The 17,428-nt window shown below is 57.0% G+C and carries 12 protein-coding genes; 7 read left to right on the forward strand and 5 right to left on the reverse strand.

Translation table 11 applies throughout. The features are described 5' to 3' along the window. Positions 1–179 precede the first annotated feature (179 nt). The 3 genes from paaZ to WFN75_RS07965 all read left to right on the forward strand — a co-directional run bounded on the left by paaZ (position 180) and on the right by WFN75_RS07965 (position 5,543). Complete coding sequence (gene paaZ / locus WFN75_RS07955; RefSeq protein ID WP_336995984.1) at positions 180–2,225, forward strand: phenylacetic acid degradation bifunctional protein PaaZ; 2,046 nt, start codon at positions 180–182, stop codon at positions 2,223–2,225. A 175-nt stretch (positions 2,226–2,400) separates the two neighbouring features. Beyond that, positions 2,401–4,677: a primary-amine oxidase gene (gene tynA / locus WFN75_RS07960; RefSeq protein ID WP_336995985.1), complete on the forward strand. Its 2,277-nt coding sequence runs from the start codon at positions 2,401–2,403 to the stop codon at positions 4,675–4,677. A 143-nt stretch (positions 4,678–4,820) separates the two neighbouring features. Beyond that, on the forward strand, positions 4,821–5,543 hold the full coding sequence (locus tag WFN75_RS07965) for a DUF6216 family protein (protein WP_263617541.1): 723 nt from the start codon (positions 4,821–4,823) through the stop codon (positions 5,541–5,543). A gap of 31 nt (positions 5,544–5,574) precedes the next feature. Here the strand turns inward: WFN75_RS07965 and WFN75_RS07970 are convergent, their stop codons facing one another. Next, complete coding sequence (locus WFN75_RS07970; RefSeq protein ID WP_263617542.1) at positions 5,575–7,074, reverse strand: aldehyde dehydrogenase family protein; 1,500 nt, start codon at positions 7,072–7,074, stop codon at positions 5,575–5,577. Positions 7,075–7,310: 236 nt separating this feature from the next. Here WFN75_RS07970 and feaR point away from each other — a divergent pair, with 236 nt between their 5' ends. Further along, the gene (gene feaR / locus WFN75_RS07975; protein ID WP_336996240.1) at positions 7,311–8,219 is read left to right on the forward strand and encodes a transcriptional regulator FeaR; all 909 of its coding nucleotides are present in this window, start codon (positions 7,311–7,313) and stop codon (positions 8,217–8,219) included. Here feaR and WFN75_RS07980 read toward each other — a convergent pair whose 3' ends face one another. The 3 genes from WFN75_RS07980 to WFN75_RS07990 are packed head-to-tail and all read right to left on the reverse strand — an operon-like array spanning position 8,220 to position 11,375. Then, complete coding sequence (locus tag WFN75_RS07980; protein WP_046885247.1) at positions 8,220–8,540, reverse strand: YdbL family protein; 321 nt, start codon at positions 8,538–8,540, stop codon at positions 8,220–8,222. 7 nt (positions 8,541–8,547) lie between these two features. Beyond that, entirely contained in the window at positions 8,548–8,739 is a 192-nt protein-coding gene (locus tag WFN75_RS07985; protein ID WP_212475786.1) for a YnbE family lipoprotein, read from the reverse strand. Then, the gene (locus tag WFN75_RS07990) at positions 8,736–11,375 is read right to left on the reverse strand and encodes a YdbH family protein (protein ID WP_336995986.1); all 2,640 of its coding nucleotides are present in this window, start codon (positions 11,373–11,375) and stop codon (positions 8,736–8,738) included. The genes WFN75_RS07985 and WFN75_RS07990 overlap by 4 nt, the downstream gene beginning before the upstream one ends. 314 nt (positions 11,376–11,689) lie before the next feature. Here WFN75_RS07990 and WFN75_RS07995 point away from each other — a divergent pair, with 314 nt between their 5' ends. Beyond that, positions 11,690–12,679 (forward strand): 2-hydroxyacid dehydrogenase, encoded by a 990-nt coding sequence (locus WFN75_RS07995; protein ID WP_046885244.1) that lies wholly within the window; start codon positions 11,690–11,692, stop codon positions 12,677–12,679. 133 nt (positions 12,680–12,812) lie between these two features. After that, the gene (gene hslJ / locus WFN75_RS08000; protein WP_046885243.1) at positions 12,813–13,226 is read left to right on the forward strand and encodes a heat shock protein HslJ; all 414 of its coding nucleotides are present in this window, start codon (positions 12,813–12,815) and stop codon (positions 13,224–13,226) included. Here the strand turns inward: hslJ and WFN75_RS08005 are convergent, their stop codons facing one another. Further along, positions 13,227–13,493: a putative hemolysin gene (locus WFN75_RS08005; RefSeq protein ID WP_040078481.1), complete on the reverse strand. Its 267-nt coding sequence runs from the start codon at positions 13,491–13,493 to the stop codon at positions 13,227–13,229. Positions 13,494–13,761: 268 nt separating this feature from the next. Here WFN75_RS08005 and nifJ point away from each other — a divergent pair, with 268 nt between their 5' ends. Then, positions 13,762–17,286 carry a pyruvate:ferredoxin (flavodoxin) oxidoreductase gene (nifJ, locus tag WFN75_RS08010; RefSeq protein WP_336995987.1) on the forward strand — a complete coding sequence of 1,175 codons (3,525 nt, stop codon included), beginning with the start codon at positions 13,762–13,764 and terminating at the stop codon, positions 17,284–17,286. The last annotated feature ends 142 nt before the right edge of the window (positions 17,287–17,428 follow it).

A 17,428-nucleotide genomic window follows, 5' to 3' on the forward strand; every position in this document is an offset into this window, starting at 1 on the left:
GTCTATTTTGTGATGGCGCTCGCAACCCTTTTGTTTAGCCCGCGTCGCACCTGGATCGATGCGCAGGACATTCGTCAGGCAAGATCACATTGTTAACAAATCATTAAAACATTCCTTGCATTTTATGATTCGCGATCAAACTATCTATAGTGAAATCACGAAACACTTGGAGAGAAGAAATGCAGCAGTTAGCCAGCTTCTTATCCGGCACCTGGCAGTCTGGCCGGGGCCGTGAACGCAGCATTTATCACGCCATTACGGGCGAACCGCTCTGGCAGGTCACCAGCGAAGGGCTGGATATGGCCGCCGCGCGTCGCTACGCCATTGAGAAAGGCGGTGAGTCACTTCATGCGATGACCTTTATCGAGCGCGCCGCGATGATCAAAGCGGTGGCGAAGCATCTGCTAAGCCAGAAAGCGGAGTTCTATGCCCTCTCGGCACAGACCGGGGCAACTAAAGCCGATAGCTGGGTGGATATCGAAGGGGGCATCGGTACCCTTTTCACCTATGCGAGCCTGGGCAACCGCGAGCTACCGGACGATACCCTGTGGCCGGAAGATGAACTGATACCGCTCTCTAAGGAGGGAGGCTTTGCGGCTCGTCATGTACTGACGTCGAAATCGGGCGTGGCGCTGCATATTAATGCCTTTAACTTCCCCTGCTGGGGGATGCTGGAAAAACTGGCGCCAACCTGGCTTGCCGGAATGCCTGCCATTATCAAACCGGCCACCGCTACCGCTCAGCTCACCCAGGCGATGGTAAAATCCATCGTTGAAAGCGGCCTGGTGCCCGAAGGGGCAATCAGCCTGATATGCGGCGGCGCGGGCGATCTGCTTGACCACCTGGACAGCCAGGACGTGGTGACCTTTACCGGCTCGGCAAGCACCGGTCAGATGCTGCGGGTTCACCCCAACATCGTCGCCAAATCCATCCCCTTCACCATGGAAGCCGACTCGCTAAACTGCTGCGTACTGGGGGAGGACGTTACGCCGGAACAGCCGGAATTCGCCCTGTTCATTCGTGAAGTGGTGCGTGAAATGACCGCCAAGGCCGGACAGAAATGTACCGCTATTCGCCGTATCATCGTGCCGCAGGCTCAGATCGAGGCGGTGAGCCAGGCGCTGATTGCCCGGCTGGAAAGCGTGGTGGTCGGCGATCCGGCGCAGGAGGGGGTAAAAATGGGAGCGCTCGTCAACGCTGAACAGCGCGCCGACGTGCAGGAGAAGGTGGATGCGCTGGTGACGGCAGGCTGTCAGGTGCGCCTTGGCGGCAAAGCCGATCTCAACGCGGCCGGCGCATTCTTCCCGCCGACGCTGCTCTTCTGTCCGCAGCCGGATGAAACCCCGGCGGTGCATGCCACCGAAGCCTTTGGCCCGGTCGCGACTCTGATGCCGTACCAGGATGCTGAACACGCGATGGCCCTTGCCCGCGCGGGTGAAGGGAGCCTGGCTGGCACGCTGGTAACCGCTGATCCGGCGCTGGCGCGGCAGTTTATTGCCGGCGCGGCGCGGGCGCATGGCCGTATTCAGATCCTTAACCAGGAGTCGGCGAAAGAGTCTACCGGCCACGGCTCTCCTTTACCCCAGCTGGTTCACGGCGGGCCGGGACGTGCCGGGGGCGGCGAGGAGTTGGGCGGCCTGCGCGCGGTGAAACATTATCTGCAGCGTACGGCGATTCAGGGCAGCCCATCAATGCTGGCAGCCATCAGCAAACAGTGGGTACGTGGCGCCAGCGTGCAGGAAGATCGCGTTCATCCGTTCCGCAAATACTTTGAAGAGTTACAGCCAGGGGATAGCCTCCTGACGCCGCGCCGTACCCTGACCGAGACCGACATCGTCAATTTCGCCTGCCTGAGCGGGGATCACTTCTACGCCCACATGGATAAAATCGGTGCTGCCGAGTCGATCTTCGGCGAGCGCGTGGTGCACGGTTACTTTGTCATTTCTGCCGCTGCCGGTCTCTTTGTGGATGCGAGCGTTGGCCCGGTGATTGCCAATTACGGCATGGAAAATCTGCGCTTTATCGAACCGGTCAAACCGGGCGATACCATCCAGGTACGCCTGACCTGTAAACGTAAGACGCTCAAGAAACAGCGTACGGCGGATGAGAAACCGACCGGCGTAGTGGAATGGGCGGTGGAGATCTTCAACCAGCATCAGCAGGCCGTGGCTCTCTACTCCATTCTGACCCTGGTCGCGCGCCAGCACGGGGACATTGATCTCTGACCCTCCTCTTCCGGATAACGCAGCCTGCGTTATCCGGCTTCTGGCACATCTGACAAATAATCTGGCAAACGCAGGCAAACAGTGTCCATGGCGATATTGCTATGTTGGCGATGAGTAAACCGCGCGCAGAACAGCGGTCCCGAGTGCACAACGACACAACAATACGAGGTTAATTATGGGAAGCCCCTCTCTTTTTTCCCCGCGTAAAACGGCAGTCGCTCTGGCCGTCGCGGCCCTTTTACTTGGCCAGGCGCCGGCGATGGCGCATGGCACCGCCGCACACATGGTGCCGATGGACAAAACCCTGGCCGACTTTGGCGCGGATGTGCAATGGGATGACTACGCCCAGATGTTTACCATCAGCAAGGATGGCGCCTTTGTGAAGGTGAAACCCGGCGCGAAACAGGCGATGGTCAACGGCCAGCCGGTGACGCTACAGGTGCCGGTGGTGATGGAAGGCCAGACGGCGATGATCCCCGAAACCTTTATTAACGACGTCTTCCAGTCAGGGCTGGACCAGACTTTCCAGGTGGAAAAGACCCCGCACCCGCTGAACGCCCTCTCGGCCGACGAGATCAAGCAGGCGGTGGAAATTGTTAAAGCCGCGCCGGATTTCAAACCTAACACCCGCTTTACCCAGATTGCGCTGGTAGAGCCTGAAAAAGCCAAAGTATGGGACTTTGTCCTCAATGGCACCGCCGTTGATGCGCCTCGTCAGGCCGCCATCACCATGCTCGACGGGAAACATATCGTCGAAAGCGTGGTGGATCTGCAAGAGAAAAAAGTGGTCAGCTGGGCGGCTATCAAAGATGCGCACGGCATGGTGCTGCTGGATGACTTTATGACCGTACAAAGCATCGTCACCTCCAGCCCGGAGTTTGCGCAAGCGCTGAAGAAGCACGGCGTGGATGACCCGAGTAAGGTAGTGACTACGCCGTTGACGGTCGGTTACTTCGACGGTAAAGACGGCCTCCGGCAGGAAGATCGCCTGCTGAAGGTGGTGAGCTATCTGGATGTCGGTGACGGTAACTATTGGGCCCACCCGATCGAAAACCTGGTGGCCGTGGTCGACCTGGAGCAGAAAAAGATCCAGAAAATTGAAGAGGGTCCGGTGGTGCCAGTACCGTTGACGCCGCGTCCGTATGATGGCCGCGACCGCGTGGCGCCGAGTCTCAAACCGCTGAATATCGTGGAGCCGGAAGGTAAAAACTACACCATTACCGGCGACATGGTGCACTGGCAGAACTGGGATTTCCACCTGCGACTGGACTCCCGCGTAGGGCCGATTTTGTCGACCATTACCTATAACGACAACGGTAAAAAACGTCAGGTTATGTACCAGGGATCGCTGGGCGGAATGATCGTGCCTTACGGCGACCCGGATGTGGGCTGGTACTTCAAGGCTTATCTGGACTCCGGCGATTATGGCATGGGCACCCTGACCTCCTCGCTGGTGCGCGGTAAAGATGTGCCTTCAAATGCGGTGATGCTCAACGAGACCATTCCGGACTATACCGGGGCACCGATGGAGATCCCGCGCGCTATCGCTATTTTCGAACGCTATGCCGGGCCAGAGTACAAGCACCAGGAGATGGGTAAACCCAACGTCAGCGCCGAGCGGCGGGAGCTGGTGGTGCGCTGGGTCAGTACCGTAGGGAACTACGACTACATCTTTGACTGGGTCTTCCACCAAAATGGCACCATCGGAATTGATGCCGGGGCAACCGGTATCGAAGCGGTCAAAGGGGTGCAGGCGAAAACCATGCACGATCCGAGCGCCAAAGATGACACTAAATATGGCACGCTGATCGACCATAATATTGTTGGCACCACCCACCAGCATATCTATAACTTCCGCCTGGATATGGACGTAGATGGCACTAACAACCGCATGGTGGCCATGGATCCTGAGGTGAAGCCAAACACCGCGGGCGGCCCACGTACCAGCACCATGCAGGTGAATCAATACACCATTGATACCGAACAGCAGGCGGCACAGAAGTTCGACCCCGGCACCATCCGCCTGCTGAGCAACACCACTAAAGAGAACCGCATGGGTAACCCGGTGTCTTACCAGATAATCCCTTACGCCGGGGGCACCCACCCGGTCGCCACCGGAGCGAATTTCGCGAAGGATGAGTGGATCTACCATCGTCTGAGCTTTATGGATAAGCAGCTGTGGGTGACCCGCTACCATCCCAATGAGATGTACCCGGAAGGTAAATTCCCGAACCGCTCCATTCACGATGAGGGGCTGGGCAAGTACAGTAAAGATAATGAAAACCTGAACGACCAGGATAACGTGGTCTGGATGACCACCGGTACCACCCACGTGGCACGTGCGGAGGAGTGGCCTATCATGCCAACCGAGTGGGTCCATACCCTGCTCAAACCCTGGAACTTCTTTGACGAGACCCCTACGCTTGGCAAGAAGAAAGACGACAGTAAATAACTGTGAAGCCGGGCGTGATGCCCGGCTTTTTTTGCCATGGTTAACACGATATGACCACCGCCTCCCGGGACGTAACGCTTCCTAATTCACTATCAGGCTGCTAATAATGTGCCAGTGGATGATGATCGACCGAAGAGGACGCTATGGAAAATAATATTTCTTTCATCGACTTAATTGGCAAGGAGTTCAGCGGATCGCCAATCGGAACGCTGGCTGCATTTATCGCGATTTTTGGCGCCATCGTAGCGCTCATGAAGGTCTGTGCCAGGCGGAACCCCGCTTCGGCCCATGAAATTTACCAGAAGAATGGAATAAGCCGGTTTCTGTTGTTCCTCTTCGCAATCAATCTCCCTTTAAACAAAACCCCCTCGATATCCAGAACCGAGCTGATTGGATCATGCTTAATCGCCGCTATCTCGCTGAGCGCCTGCGGTTTTATGGGCAACATGCTGTTTAAGGTCGCGAATACGCCAAAAGGCGCGGCATCGCTTTTTTACAAGCCTACCGATGAGAACTTTTATCTCTCCCCGCAGGGCGGTTCAGAGGCTTTTGCAGTCATCCGTAAAGGGCGTTGGTCGATCACCCCGGCCACCTGCCAGGCTCCCGCAGAAATGCCGCTTACCCCCTCCCACGGCCTGGTACAAATGATTTGCGAGACCTTTGTTAATGAGGAATATAAGCAGGATGTGATTAAGGCAGTAAAACAGTTCGAAAAAGATAAGCCGGTTATCTACACCATGGTCACCTTGCTCAGTATGTTGCTGTTCTGGATCGCCGCAAGCCTGCTGCTCTCGCTTATCTATAAAAAGCGACTCCACAACTATGTTAAGAACGAGCACAAGATTGCTGAAAGCTACGTGATGTGAAAAAGCCCTCTGGCGAGGGCTTCAGCTAACTTCAATACCGTACACACACCGATTTGGTTTCACACCAGCCGTCCAGCCAGTCGGGGCCAAAATCACGCCCGGTGCCGGACTGCTTCATGCCACCGAACGGCAGGTTGGCGTCAATCAGGGTATGGCTGTTCACCCAGACGGTACCGGCCTGCAGTCGATCGCTGTACGAAAGCGCATGGCTGATGTTTTGCGTCCAGATGCTGGCGGTCAGGCCATATTCGGTGTCGTTCGCCAGCTTCAGCGCCTCTTCCCCGTCGGCCACCCGCACTAAATTGACGACCGGGCCAAACACCTCTTCCCGCGTCAGGCGCAGGCTGGCATCCGGGTTCACCACCAGCGTTGGCGAGACATAATAGCCCTTACCGTCCGGCCCACGATTGCCGGTAATCAGCTCCGCGTGCCCGGATTGCGCTTCATCAAGGAAGGTCTGAACCTTGTCGCAATGGGCGCGGGAGACCAGTGGGTTGATATGTGCTTGCGGGGACATGCCCGGCCCGACGCTTAAGGACTTCACCGCCTGCTCAAACCCGCTTACCAGGGTGTCGAACAGCGGCGCTTCGATATAGATACGCGAACTGGCCGCACACACCTGGCCCTGGTTGAGGAAGCTGCCGGTCATTAACCCTTCGATAACCCAGGCCGGATCGGCATCTTTCAGCACAATGGCCGGGTTTTTGCCACCCAGCTCAAGGGTGACGCCCATCAGACGCTCCGCCGCGGCGCGGGCAATTTGTTTGCCGGTGGCGGTAGAGCCGGTAAAGCTCACCTTAGCGATATGGGGATGGCTGGTCAGGGCGGCGCCGCACACTGCCCCGCTGCCCGTGACCACGTTAAACACGCCGTCGGGAATACCCGCTTCGCTTGCCAGCTCGGCCACCCGCAGCATGGTCAGCGGCGTGGTTTCCGAAGGCTTGATCACGATCGAGCAGCCTGCCGCCAGCGCGGGCATCACTTTCCACATACCAATCATCAACGGGAAGTTCCACGGCACGATGCCCGCCACGACGCCGACGGGTTCTTTGCGTGTCCAGGCCTGGTAACGTGCCCCCTGGGGCATGGGAATAGAGAGGTCGAGGGTCTTGCCGGTAATTTTGGTGGTAAGTCCGGCGGTATAACGCATCCAGTTCAGGGTGCAGCCCACTTCAAAGGCGCGGGAGATATTAATGGATTTGCCCTGCTCCAGGGTTTCAAGCTGGGAAAGCGCCTCACTGTGCTGCTCCACCAGATCGGCAAAACGCAGCAGAATGCGTTCACGCTCGGCGGGCAATTTACCCGCCCAGCTACGGCCCACAAAGGCGCGCCACGCGGACATGACCGCGCGATCGACATCCTGGGCGCTGGCGTCGGCGGTGGTGGCAATCACCTCGCCGGTCGCCGGGTTGAACACGTCCAGACGGTTATCGCTATCGGAGGCAGTCTGCTCTCCCTCGATCCAGAGACCGTGCTGGCGGTCTAAAAATTGCTGCACGCTTTGCAGTACGGCGACCTGAGTATCAGACATACCTTCTCCTTATCTTTCGCAGGGTGTCACAGCAGTCTAAGGTGGCTTTGGCAAATCCGCTTTTATCTCTATGACATTCACTTTGTCACCTGTGACAGGCACCGCAATTCGTGATAATTCCCGCTTATTACACTATTCCCGGTAAGTGTTCTTTCCTATAGTCAGCGCAATGCCTGTGGAATTTGGCAACATAAATGCAACAATGCTTAAACATTAACGGCGTGACGGGAATGAATATGGCGTGCGTAAGCGAACAGGAAAGATTTCAGCACTGGCTGGCGCAAATTAACGCGGTTTGCGGCAGTTTCGCGGCCCGGCCAATGAACGGTGAATTTTTTGGCGAGCTGGAGTCGACCTGGACCGGTAACCTGAAGCTGAGCACCGTGACCGCCGGTGGCGTGAATCTGTTTCGCACCCGCCAGGAGATTAAGCACAGTAACGACGCCTGGTTTTATACCGTTTTCCAGCTCGAAGGCGTGGCGGGACTGGAACAGGATGACCGTCAGATCACCCTGGCAGCCGGGGATATTAGCTTAATCGACGCCTCGCGCCCCTGCTCGCTTTACTGGCAGGAGAAGTCTCGCCAAATCTCCCTGCTGCTGCCCCGACAGATCCTTGAACAGCACTTACGTTTTCAGGAGGTGAGCTGCGCACAAAAACTCTCCCATACCCTGCCCACGGTACAATTAAGCCACCGTCTGATGCAGGAGAGCATGAGCAACCCGACGCTTAGCGAGCAAGAGAGCGAAGCGGCGCTGGAGGCGATGGTCTGCTTACTGCGCCCGGTATTACAGCAGCGTGAAAGCACCCTGCCGCGCAAGGAGCGCCAGTTCAAAAGCGTGCTGTCATTGATTGACGATCATATTCAGGCGGAACATCTGCGCCCCGAGTGGATTGCGGCAGAGAGCGGTATGTCAGTACGCAGTCTCTATCGTATGTTTGCCGATAAAGGACTGGTGGTCGCGCAGTACATTAAAAACCGTCGTCTCGATCTCTGCGCGCAAATGCTGCGCGCAACCCGCGATGAAGAGAAGCTGGCGGGCATTGGTTACAGCTGGGGCTTTACCGATCACAGCCATTTTTCTACCGCCTTTAAGCAACGATTTGGCATCTCACCCGGGGAATACCGCAAACGCCACCGCTGATCACTTCTTTAGCCACTTGCCGTTAATGCCTTTGACATACTCACCGGGGCGGGCGCGCTCCACCAGCTTGATGCCGGCCATTTTGGCCACTTCGTCTACCGGAATATTGTTACTGTCCGCCAGTTTTTGATAGCTGTCGGTACGCGCCTGGTTAATTTGCGCTACCAGCGCCAGCGTCTCGCGATCCTGAGCCACGGGCGCCAGGTATCCGTCCAGCGTCTCCCCTACACGCCCCTGGCTGCGGGCTTCGTTCAACGTGAGCGCCGAGGCCTGCGCGCAGAGTCCCAGCGTAAGCAGAATGATGGCTAAGGATTTCTTCATGACCACCTCAGAATAGATCGCTGCGGGATTTCAGCAGCGCTTCCACGTCTTTATCCACTTTAATGTGAATTTCGTGTTCGATCTTCACGTTCATATTGATGGTGATGGGCTCTTTCGGGGCCGCCACTTCGATACGCGGCGTACAGCCCGTCAGCAGCATAACGACCACGGCGGCGACGCCACCGGCCAGTGTTCTCATTGTTGTTCCTCACATTCCTTGCCCTTCGGGCAGTGGGTTGCTGGTAAGGTGGCGTTCTGTTCAAGCCACGCTTGCAGGTTGTCGCCAAAGCGCAGGCTGCGCCAGAGAGTAAACACATTTTCCTGATGGGTGTAGTTCAGGTTAACGGCATTCGATTTGCCATCCACGCGGCTGATGCCTTTAAGCGTTGACGATAGCGTCAGCTCCCCCAGGTTATCTACATTGAGTTTTGTCCACGACTGAGAAATTTCCATGTAGCGCAGCCAGTCGATAGCGACGCCGGCGGCCATGTTGTCTTTTACGATCGCGTCTGCCGTGTTTTTATCGATACGCAGGGTCATTGGCCCGGCGTTAGAGAGCCAGCCGTCTTTGATAATCCACTTATCGTTATCCAGCCAGAACGGCAGCGCGCCGCTCACTGGTCCGGAGAGGGTAAACTGCTTCGGATTCACGGCGCTGATCAGCTCGCTGGAGGAGATATTCTGCACGCGTAACAATGCCGCATCATGCTGGGGCATCCGCAGTTGCTGCATGGTGACCTTGCCCCCCAACAGTTCGACGTTGACGTCGGTTAACAGCAGCGGCGCCTCTTCGCGCCAGGGGTAATCGCCCTGCAGGTCGGCGGTGATGTGGTGCATCGTCACCTGGTTTTTCACCTCCGCGATACGCAGCGTAACCGGGCCGTGGGTGCCCAGCGACCAGACGCCCTCGCTGAAGCGGAATGGCAGGACGAAATCGACGCCGTTGATCTCGTTGTCGGGCATCCAGACGCTGCCGTTTTTTAGCACGCCATGTCCTCCCGCCTCAAAACCTTGATCCGCCGCCGCAGAAAAGGCGACCTGGGCATAGAGCTCCCCATCGCGTAGCTTCATTTTCCAGTCAGGCGGGACCAGGGGCTGGAAGACGTTTAACGACTGCTGCGGCCACCACGCCTGCCCGCGTAAACGTTCGCCATCCCAACGGCCATTCACCTGTACCGGGCCGATAGCCCCGGCGTGCAGCGCCCCTTTAAACTGGAAGAGCGTGGGATCGGTGCCATCGACGCTGAACGTCAGGGTGGAGGGCGGCAGCACGCTGCCGCCGGTAAAGGTCGTCTCTTGTGCATTAAAGGCCAGCGCGCCGCTAAAATGGGGATCGGCAGGGTCTCGCTGCCAGCGCACCGGGCTTTCCAGTACCAGCCGCGGCTTGCTGGCGAGCATAGAGCCGTATTGCAGTTTATCAAAGCCGGTGGAGAGCGCGTTCAGCGCAATCACCGTGTCGCGCCATTCGCCCTTGCCTGCTACATCCCAACGCGCCTGCATGGGCAGAAAATGTCCCTCGCCCCAGTAACGCCACTGCCACAGCCCCTTATCCGGCAAAAAGTTGTTCGCCTGGCCGTCAAGATGAAGGGTGAAGTTACCCATCTCATTTTCATGCGCGCGCAAAATGGCCTGTAAACGTCCATCAATGCCATTACTGGTAAGCGTGACCCCGGCCAATGGCCACCGCACTTCATCAATATTCAGCGCGTTGATGAGACGGCCACGCGAACGTAGCAGCGCCCCGGGGGCAAAAGCCAGTTTAGGATCGGCCAGGCTGCCCGTCAGCGTTGCCGGGAGCCCGGCGTAGAAAATGAGATCATCCTGCTTGGCCTCACCGTTAAGATGCAGCGGCATATTGCTGTTATCCATACTTAACGTGCCGGGGCCAAAGCTGAGCACGGCGTTACCCTTTCCGGCATCACCGGAGGTAACCACGTTCATCCGGCCAGAAATAGTGGCCTTATCGATGCCCTGCTGCCAGTTTTCAATTCGCACCCCCAGCCGACCGCCAAGCGGAATGCCCGATTGCGTCCAGCTCCAGCGGCCATCGCTGATGGAGAATTGCTCCGGGGTGATCTGCCAGGGAAGATCCAGCAACGGCTCGCCGCTTTCGCGGGCAATCATCACCAGTTGACCTCTGTTATTCTGCCACTCCAGTTCGGCATCGACCGGAGAGTTAACCTGGGGCACCGAGAAGGTGGTCACGGCATGCCCCTGTACCGGCAGGCCGTCCGGTACGAGCGGAAGCGTGAATTCGCCCACCAGCTTCACCGGCTGGGGCGAGTCTGGCAACTGGATCTCAACATCGCTGACGGTAAGATTTTGTCCGCGCAGCGTACCACGCAGCTTGATTGATTCACCGTCGTAATGGATTTCCTGCACTTTCGGGGTCAGTGAAGCGGTAATTCTGCCTTGCCACTGCTGCCAGGGCGCCAGGGTCAGGCGATCAATACTCAGCCAGGTGTTGGGCAGTAATGATTGCCACTCCGCAAGGGTCTTCGGGGCGGCTGCGCTCGGCGCGCTTTGCGGAATTTTGCTGAAACAGGCGCTATTAAGCGTGACCGCAGCGGCGTCGAACTGCCAGCGGCTGGGGTGAGAGAGCGTGGCATTTTCGATGCGCGCGATTTCGCAATCTTCTACCAGATAGCGCAGATCGGGGATGACCAGGGCGTGGCGCGTCAGGTGCGGGCTTTTTTCGAAAGCAATGCGGGTCCCCACCGGCAGCCAGATCCCGGCCAGGGTCGGAACCCACTGGGCAAGGGTCATCAGCAGCGTCAATGGCAGCAGTAACAGCAGCAGAAGGAGCGCGATGGCGGCTTTGTATTTACCCTTCATGGGTAGTTAATATCCTGATTTAGCGAAAATATTTGCCGGCAATGCCGGGCATTGTGGCACGTTTAGCCGCCAGATTGAAGCCAGGTGCGTTTTAAGGATAGTTGCTCTGACCCGAAGCGGTAAACCGCGTGTGCTGATGCGTTAGGGTAAAGCGAGAGTGGCAGAATAAAACCCTGTTGTTTTAATCTGATAGAGTTCAGGCGCAAAGATGCTCTAGAATTATTCATAGAAGATATTGATTTCAATAATTTTTCATAAAATGTAAAATTATTTTAATTACGCTACTATGAAGTCAAATCACTGGAGAAAGTCCTATGAAACTCGCGGTATATAGCACAAAGCAGTACGATAAAAAGTACCTGCAACATGTTAACGAGGCGTATGGCTTCGAGCTTGAATTTTTCGACTTTCTGCTGACTGAAAAAACGGCCAAAACGGCGCACGGCTGCGAAGCCGTCTGCATTTTCGTCAATGATGACGGGAGCAGACCGGTGCTGGAAGAGCTGAAGAAACAAGGGGTGAAGTATATCGCCCTGCGCTGTGCGGGCTTCAATAATGTGGACCTCGATGCCGCCAAAGAGCTGGGGCTGAAAGTGGTTCGCGTCCCGGCCTACTCTCCGGAAGCCGTGGCTGAACATGCCGTTGGTATGATGATGTCCCTGAACCGTCGTATTCACCGTGCCTATCAGCGCACCCGTGATGCGAATTTCTCCCTCGAAGGTCTGACCGGCTTTACCATGTACGGTAAAACGGCGGGGGTGGTCGGTACCGGTAAAATTGGCGTAGCGGCACTGCGTATTCTGAAAGGTTTCGGTATGCGTCTGCTGGCGTTTGATCCCTATCCGAGCGCAGCGGCGCTGGATCTCGGGGTTGAGTATGTTGATCTGCCGACGCTCTTCTCCCAGTCCGATGTGATCTCCCTGCACTGCCCTCTGACCCCGGAAAACTATCACCTGCTCAATCAGAGCGCTTTCGACCAGATGAAAGACGGGGTGATGATTATCAACACCAGCCGTGGCGGTCTGGTTGATTCTCAGGCCGCGATCGAAGCGCTGAAAACGCAGAAAATCGGTGCGCTGGGGATGGATGTTTACGAGAACGAACGCGATCTCTTCTTTGAAGACAAATCAAACGACGTGATTCAGGATGACGTGTTCCGTCGCCTGTCGGCCTGCCATAACGTGCTGTTCACCGGCCACCAGGCCTTCCTGACGGCCGAAGCCTTGATCAGCATCTCTGAGACCACCCTCGGTAACCTCAGCCAGCTGGCCAAAGGGGAAGAGAGCCCGAACGCGCTGGTATAATGTCCCGCAAGGCATTGTTCATACATAGATATGGACAATGCCTTTTCGCTTTCAGATTAAGCCCGATGATATTTTTCACATCCTTTATAGAATGTGAGTTAGGCATTTCGCAGTAATAATGTTGAGAACCAAAATGAAAACGCTCGTTGCAGTAACGCTGTTAAGCCTGACCCTGACCGGCTGTGTAAACCCAGGGAAAGCCTCAGTGCAAAAAGATCAGTTACAGAACCACCGCTTTGTGCTGGAAAGTGTTAACGGCACCGCCGTAAAGCCCTCCGCCACACCACCTGAAATCGCGTTTGGTGAGAAAATGGCCGTATCAGGGGTGATGTGTAACCGCTTCAGCGGTGAAGGGAAGCTCTCAGAGGGCGAACTGAAGGTCAAAGAGATGGCGATGACGCGCAAACTCTGTACCGACCCTCAGCGGAATGAGCTGGATAATACGCTCAGCACTATGCTGCGCAAAGGCGCGCAGGTTGACCTCACCCAGGATCAATTAACCCTGGCGACGGCAGAAACGACGTTGATGTTTAAACGTGTGGAGTAATCAGTAACTTCCGCACGATCCGCCGGCAAGCGATTGTTCACTGCAACGTTTGCCGTTGGGCAAGGCACACATGCCGATGGCCGAGCCATCCAGTTGACGTGCAACCGAGAGCGAGCCGCCAATCATGGCGCAGTTCGCTTGTCCCGAGTTGGACATCGCCGCTCTCATCCCCGGCGCGACATGCGCGGCGGTGGCCTGCTGAACAGGTTCATTGCTACAGGCCGACAGTAACAAGGCGGCACACCCTACCCAAAATGCTGCACGCATAACTTCTCCCCACATGAATTGGCAAAACCTAACCATCATAGGCACCCACTCCGCTCGCGTCGAGACCGCATACGCGTATTTATGCGTCCGCGAAACATTTTCTCGCAATTTTTTGGCAAAACCTTGATCTGATCGGGGGCGCGGCCGTCTCCCAGGACACAAAAGCGAAAATTGAAAAACCCTACCTTTGCTAACATTAAAGGATAATTACAGGACTCGTCATCGCGCGCGAGTCCCCTCTTTTTTGCGCAATGTAAGGGTGTCTCCTATGCAAACTATTGACGGTAATGGCGCAGTCGCGTCCGTCGCGTTTCGCACCAGTGAAGTGATCGCCATTTACCCAATTACCCCCAGCTCCACAATGGCTGAACAGGCCGATGCCTGGTCGGGTAATGGTTTAAAAAACGTCTGGGGCGATGTGCCCCGCGTTGTTGAGATGCAGTCAGAAGCCGGGGCGATCGCCGCGGTGCACGGGGCGTTACAGACGGGGGCGCTCTCGACCTCGTTTACCTCTTCGCAGGGGCTGCTGTTGATGATCCCGACGCTTTACAAACTGGCCGGTCAGTTAACGCCGTTTGTACTGCACGTGGCGGCCCGTACCGTTGCCACTCACGCCCTGTCGATCTTTGGCGACCACTCCGACGTTATGGCCGTACGCCAGACCGGCTGCGCCATGCTCTGCGCGGGCAGCGTCCAGGAAGCGCAGGACTTTGCCCTGATCTCACACATTGCCACCCTGAAGAGCCGCGTGCCCTTTATTCACTTCTTTGATGGGTTCCGCACTTCGCATGAGATCAACAAAATTAAGTCGATTACGGACGACACCATCCGTAGCCTGTTGCCGCAGACAGAGATCGATGCCCACCGGGCCCGGGCGCTGAATCCGGAACACCCGGTGATTCGCGGTACATCGGCAAACCCGGATACTTATTTCCAGTCCCGGGAGGCCACCAACCCGTGGTACAACGCGGTGTACGACCACGTGGAGCAGGCGATGAACGACTTTGCCGATGCCACCGGACGGGCGTACAAGCCCTTCGAGTATTACGGTCACCCGCAGGCGGAGCGCGTGATAGTGATCATGGGATCGGCCATCGGGACCTGTGAAGAGGTGGTCGATGAGTTGTTGACCCGTGGCGAAAAAGTGGGCGTCCTAAAAGTGCGTCTTTATCGCCCCTTCTCGGCCCGACACCTGCTGGCCGCACTGCCCGAGAGCGCACGCGCCGTGGCGGTGCTGGACCGCACCAAAGAGCCCGGCGCGCAGGCGGAGCCGCTGCATCTGGATGTGATGACCGCGCTGGCGGAAGCCTTCAGCAGCGGCGAGCGCGAAACACTGCCGCGCGTTATTGGCGGGCGCTATGGCCTTTCATCTAAAGAGTTTGGCCCGGATTGCGTGCTGGCAATCTTTAACGAACTGCAGGCCAGCAAGCCGAAGCCGCGCTTTACCGTGGGGATCTACGACGACGTGACCCACCTCTCTCTGCCGTTACCGGAAAACACCCTGCCCTCGCGTGCGAAGCTAGAAGCGCTGTTTTACGGTCTGGGCAGCGACGGGAGCGTGTCGGCCACCAAAAACAACATCAAAATCATTGGTAATTCCACCCCCTGGTATGCCCAGGGCTATTTTGTCTATGACTCGAAAAAAGCAGGCGGGTTAACCGTCTCGCACCTGCGCGTCAGCGAGGAGCCGATTCGCTCTGCCTATCTGGTGTCGCAGGCCGATTTTGTTGGCTGCCACCAGCTGCAGTTTATCGACAAATATCAGATGGTAGAGCGCCTGAAACCGGGCGGCATCTTCCTGCTGAATACCCCCTACAGCGCCGATGAGGTCTGGGGGCGTCTGCCGCAGGACGTGCAGGCCATGCTGAATCAGAAAAAAGCGCGCTTCTTTGTGGTGAATGCCGCAAAAATTGCCCGCGAGTGCGGTCTGGCGGCGCGCATTAACACCGTGATGCAGATGGCGTTCTTTCACCTGACAAATATTCTGCCAGGCGACAGCGCCCTGATGGAACTGCAGGGGGCGATTGCCAAAAGTTACAGCAGCAAGGGTCAGGAGCTGGTGGAGCGCAACTGGCAAGCGCTGGCACTGGCCCGCGAATCGCTGGCAGAAGTGCCCTTGCAAGCGGTAAATGCCAGCAGTCCGCACCGTCCACCGGTGGTATCGGATGCGGCACCAGACTTTGTTAAAACCGTCACCGCCGCGATGCTGGCAGGTCTGGGTGATGCCCTGCCCGTCTCCGCGCTGCCGCCGGACGGTACCTGGCCGTTGGGCACCACCCGCTGGGAAAAACGCAATATCGCCGAAGCCATTCCGATCTGGAAAGAGGAGCTCTGTACGCAGTGCAACCACTGCGTCGCTGCCTGTCCGCATTCGGCCATCCGCGCGAAAGTGGTCTCGCCTGAGGCGATGGAAACGGCACCGGCCAGCCTCCATTCACTGGATGTGAAATCCCGCGACATGCGCGGACAGAAGTATGTGCTGCAGGTCGCGCCTGAAGATTGCACCGGCTGTAATCTCTGCGTTGAGGTGTGTCCGGCTAAAGATCGCCAGAACCCGGAGATCAAGGCCATCAATATGATGTCCCGGCTGGAGCACGTCGAGGAGGAGAAAACCAACTACGACTTCTTCCTTAACCTGCCGGAAATTGATCGTAACCAGCTTGAGCGGATCGATATTCGTACCTCGCAGCTTATTACGCCGCTGTTTGAATACTCCGGCGCCTGCTCCGGCTGCGGTGAAACGCCCTATATTAAGCTGTTGACCCAACTCTACGGCGACCGGATGCTCATCGCCAATGCCACCGGCTGCTCCTCTATTTACGGGGGGAATTTGCCCTCCACGCCGTACACTACCGATGCCAATGGCCGCGGGCCGGCCTGGGCGAACTCTCTCTTTGAGGATAATGCCGAGTTTGGTCTGGGCTTCCGCCTGTCCGTAGACCAGCACCGGGTGCGGGTTATGCGCCTGCTGGAACAGTTTGCCGATAACATCCCGGCTGATCTGAACTCTGCGCTGCACGCTGACGCGACGCCGGACGTGCGTCGTGAACAGGTTACTGCGCTGCGCAGTGCGCTTCAGGGCGTTGCGGGGGCTGAACAGCTCCTTACCGATGCCGACGCACTGGTGGAAAAATCGATCTGGCTTATCGGCGGTGATGGCTGGGCTTATGACATCGGCTTTGGCGGGCTGGATCACGTGCTCAGCCTGACGGAAAACGTCAACATTCTGGTGCTGGATACTCAGTGCTACTCCAATACCGGCGGTCAGGCATCGAAAGCGACGCCGCTGGGTGCAGTGACCAAATTTGGCGAGCATGGCAAGCGCAAAGCGCGCAAAGACCTGGGCGTCAGCATGATGATGTATGGCCATGTGTACGTGGCGCAAATTTCGCTGGGTGCCCAGCTTAACCAGACCGTGAAGGCGATTCAGGAGGCGGAAGCGTATCCAGGCCCGTCGCTGATTATCGCCTACAGCCCGTGCGAAGAGCATGGTTACGATCTGGCGCTGAGCCACGACCAGATGCGCCAGCTTACTGCAACCGGATTCTGGCCGCTGTATCGCTATGATCCGCGTCGCGCCGATGAGGGGAAACTGCCGCTGGCGCTGGATTCACGTCCCCCGTCTGACGCGCTGGCCGAGACGCTATTGCAGGAGCAACGCTTCCGTCGTCTTAACGCGCAGCAGCCGGAGGTGGCAGAGCAGCTCTGGAAAGACGCCGCCGCCGATCTGCAAAAACGCTATGATTTCCTGGCGCAGATGGCCGGTAAAGCGGAGAAAGCGCCGAGCGAGTAATCCCTATTTAGCGGTATAAAAAAAGCCCGAAGATTTGTCTTCGGGCTGTTCCATTTGGAAAACAATAGGATTTAAAATTTTAAATCGTATTCTCAACGAATTTAAATAACAACGGGCATATAACGCAGCCTATTCTAATACA

Origin of the sequence: Leclercia sp. UBA7405, from assembly GCF_037152215.1 — a bacterium.
GTDB lineage: Bacteria > Pseudomonadota > Gammaproteobacteria > Enterobacterales > Enterobacteriaceae > Enterobacter > Enterobacter pneumoniae.

Excerpts from the sequence above, each read along its gene's own strand:
- paaZ (WP_336995984.1), top strand. The coding sequence starts at position 180 with ATGCAGCAGTTAGCCAGCTTCTTATCCGGCACCTGGCAGTCTGGCCGG.
- tynA (WP_336995985.1), top strand. The coding sequence starts at position 2,401 with ATGGGAAGCCCCTCTCTTTTTTCCCCGCGTAAAACGGCAGTCGCTCTG.
- WFN75_RS07965 (WP_263617541.1), top strand. The coding sequence starts at position 4,821 with ATGGAAAATAATATTTCTTTCATCGACTTAATTGGCAAGGAGTTCAGC.
- WFN75_RS07970 (WP_263617542.1), bottom strand. The coding sequence starts at position 7,074 with ATGTCTGATACTCAGGTCGCCGTACTGCAAAGCGTGCAGCAATTTTTA.
- feaR (WP_336996240.1), top strand. The coding sequence starts at position 7,311 with ATGGCGTGCGTAAGCGAACAGGAAAGATTTCAGCACTGGCTGGCGCAA.
- WFN75_RS07980 (WP_046885247.1), bottom strand. The coding sequence starts at position 8,540 with ATGAAGAAATCCTTAGCCATCATTCTGCTTACGCTGGGACTCTGCGCG.
- WFN75_RS07985 (WP_212475786.1), bottom strand. The coding sequence starts at position 8,739 with ATGAGAACACTGGCCGGTGGCGTCGCCGCCGTGGTCGTTATGCTGCTG.
- WFN75_RS07990 (WP_336995986.1), bottom strand. The coding sequence starts at position 11,375 with ATGAAGGGTAAATACAAAGCCGCCATCGCGCTCCTTCTGCTGCTGTTA.
- WFN75_RS07995 (WP_046885244.1), top strand. The coding sequence starts at position 11,690 with ATGAAACTCGCGGTATATAGCACAAAGCAGTACGATAAAAAGTACCTG.
- hslJ (WP_046885243.1), top strand. The coding sequence starts at position 12,813 with ATGAAAACGCTCGTTGCAGTAACGCTGTTAAGCCTGACCCTGACCGGC.
- WFN75_RS08005 (WP_040078481.1), bottom strand. The coding sequence starts at position 13,493 with ATGCGTGCAGCATTTTGGGTAGGGTGTGCCGCCTTGTTACTGTCGGCC.
- nifJ (WP_336995987.1), top strand. The coding sequence starts at position 13,762 with ATGCAAACTATTGACGGTAATGGCGCAGTCGCGTCCGTCGCGTTTCGC.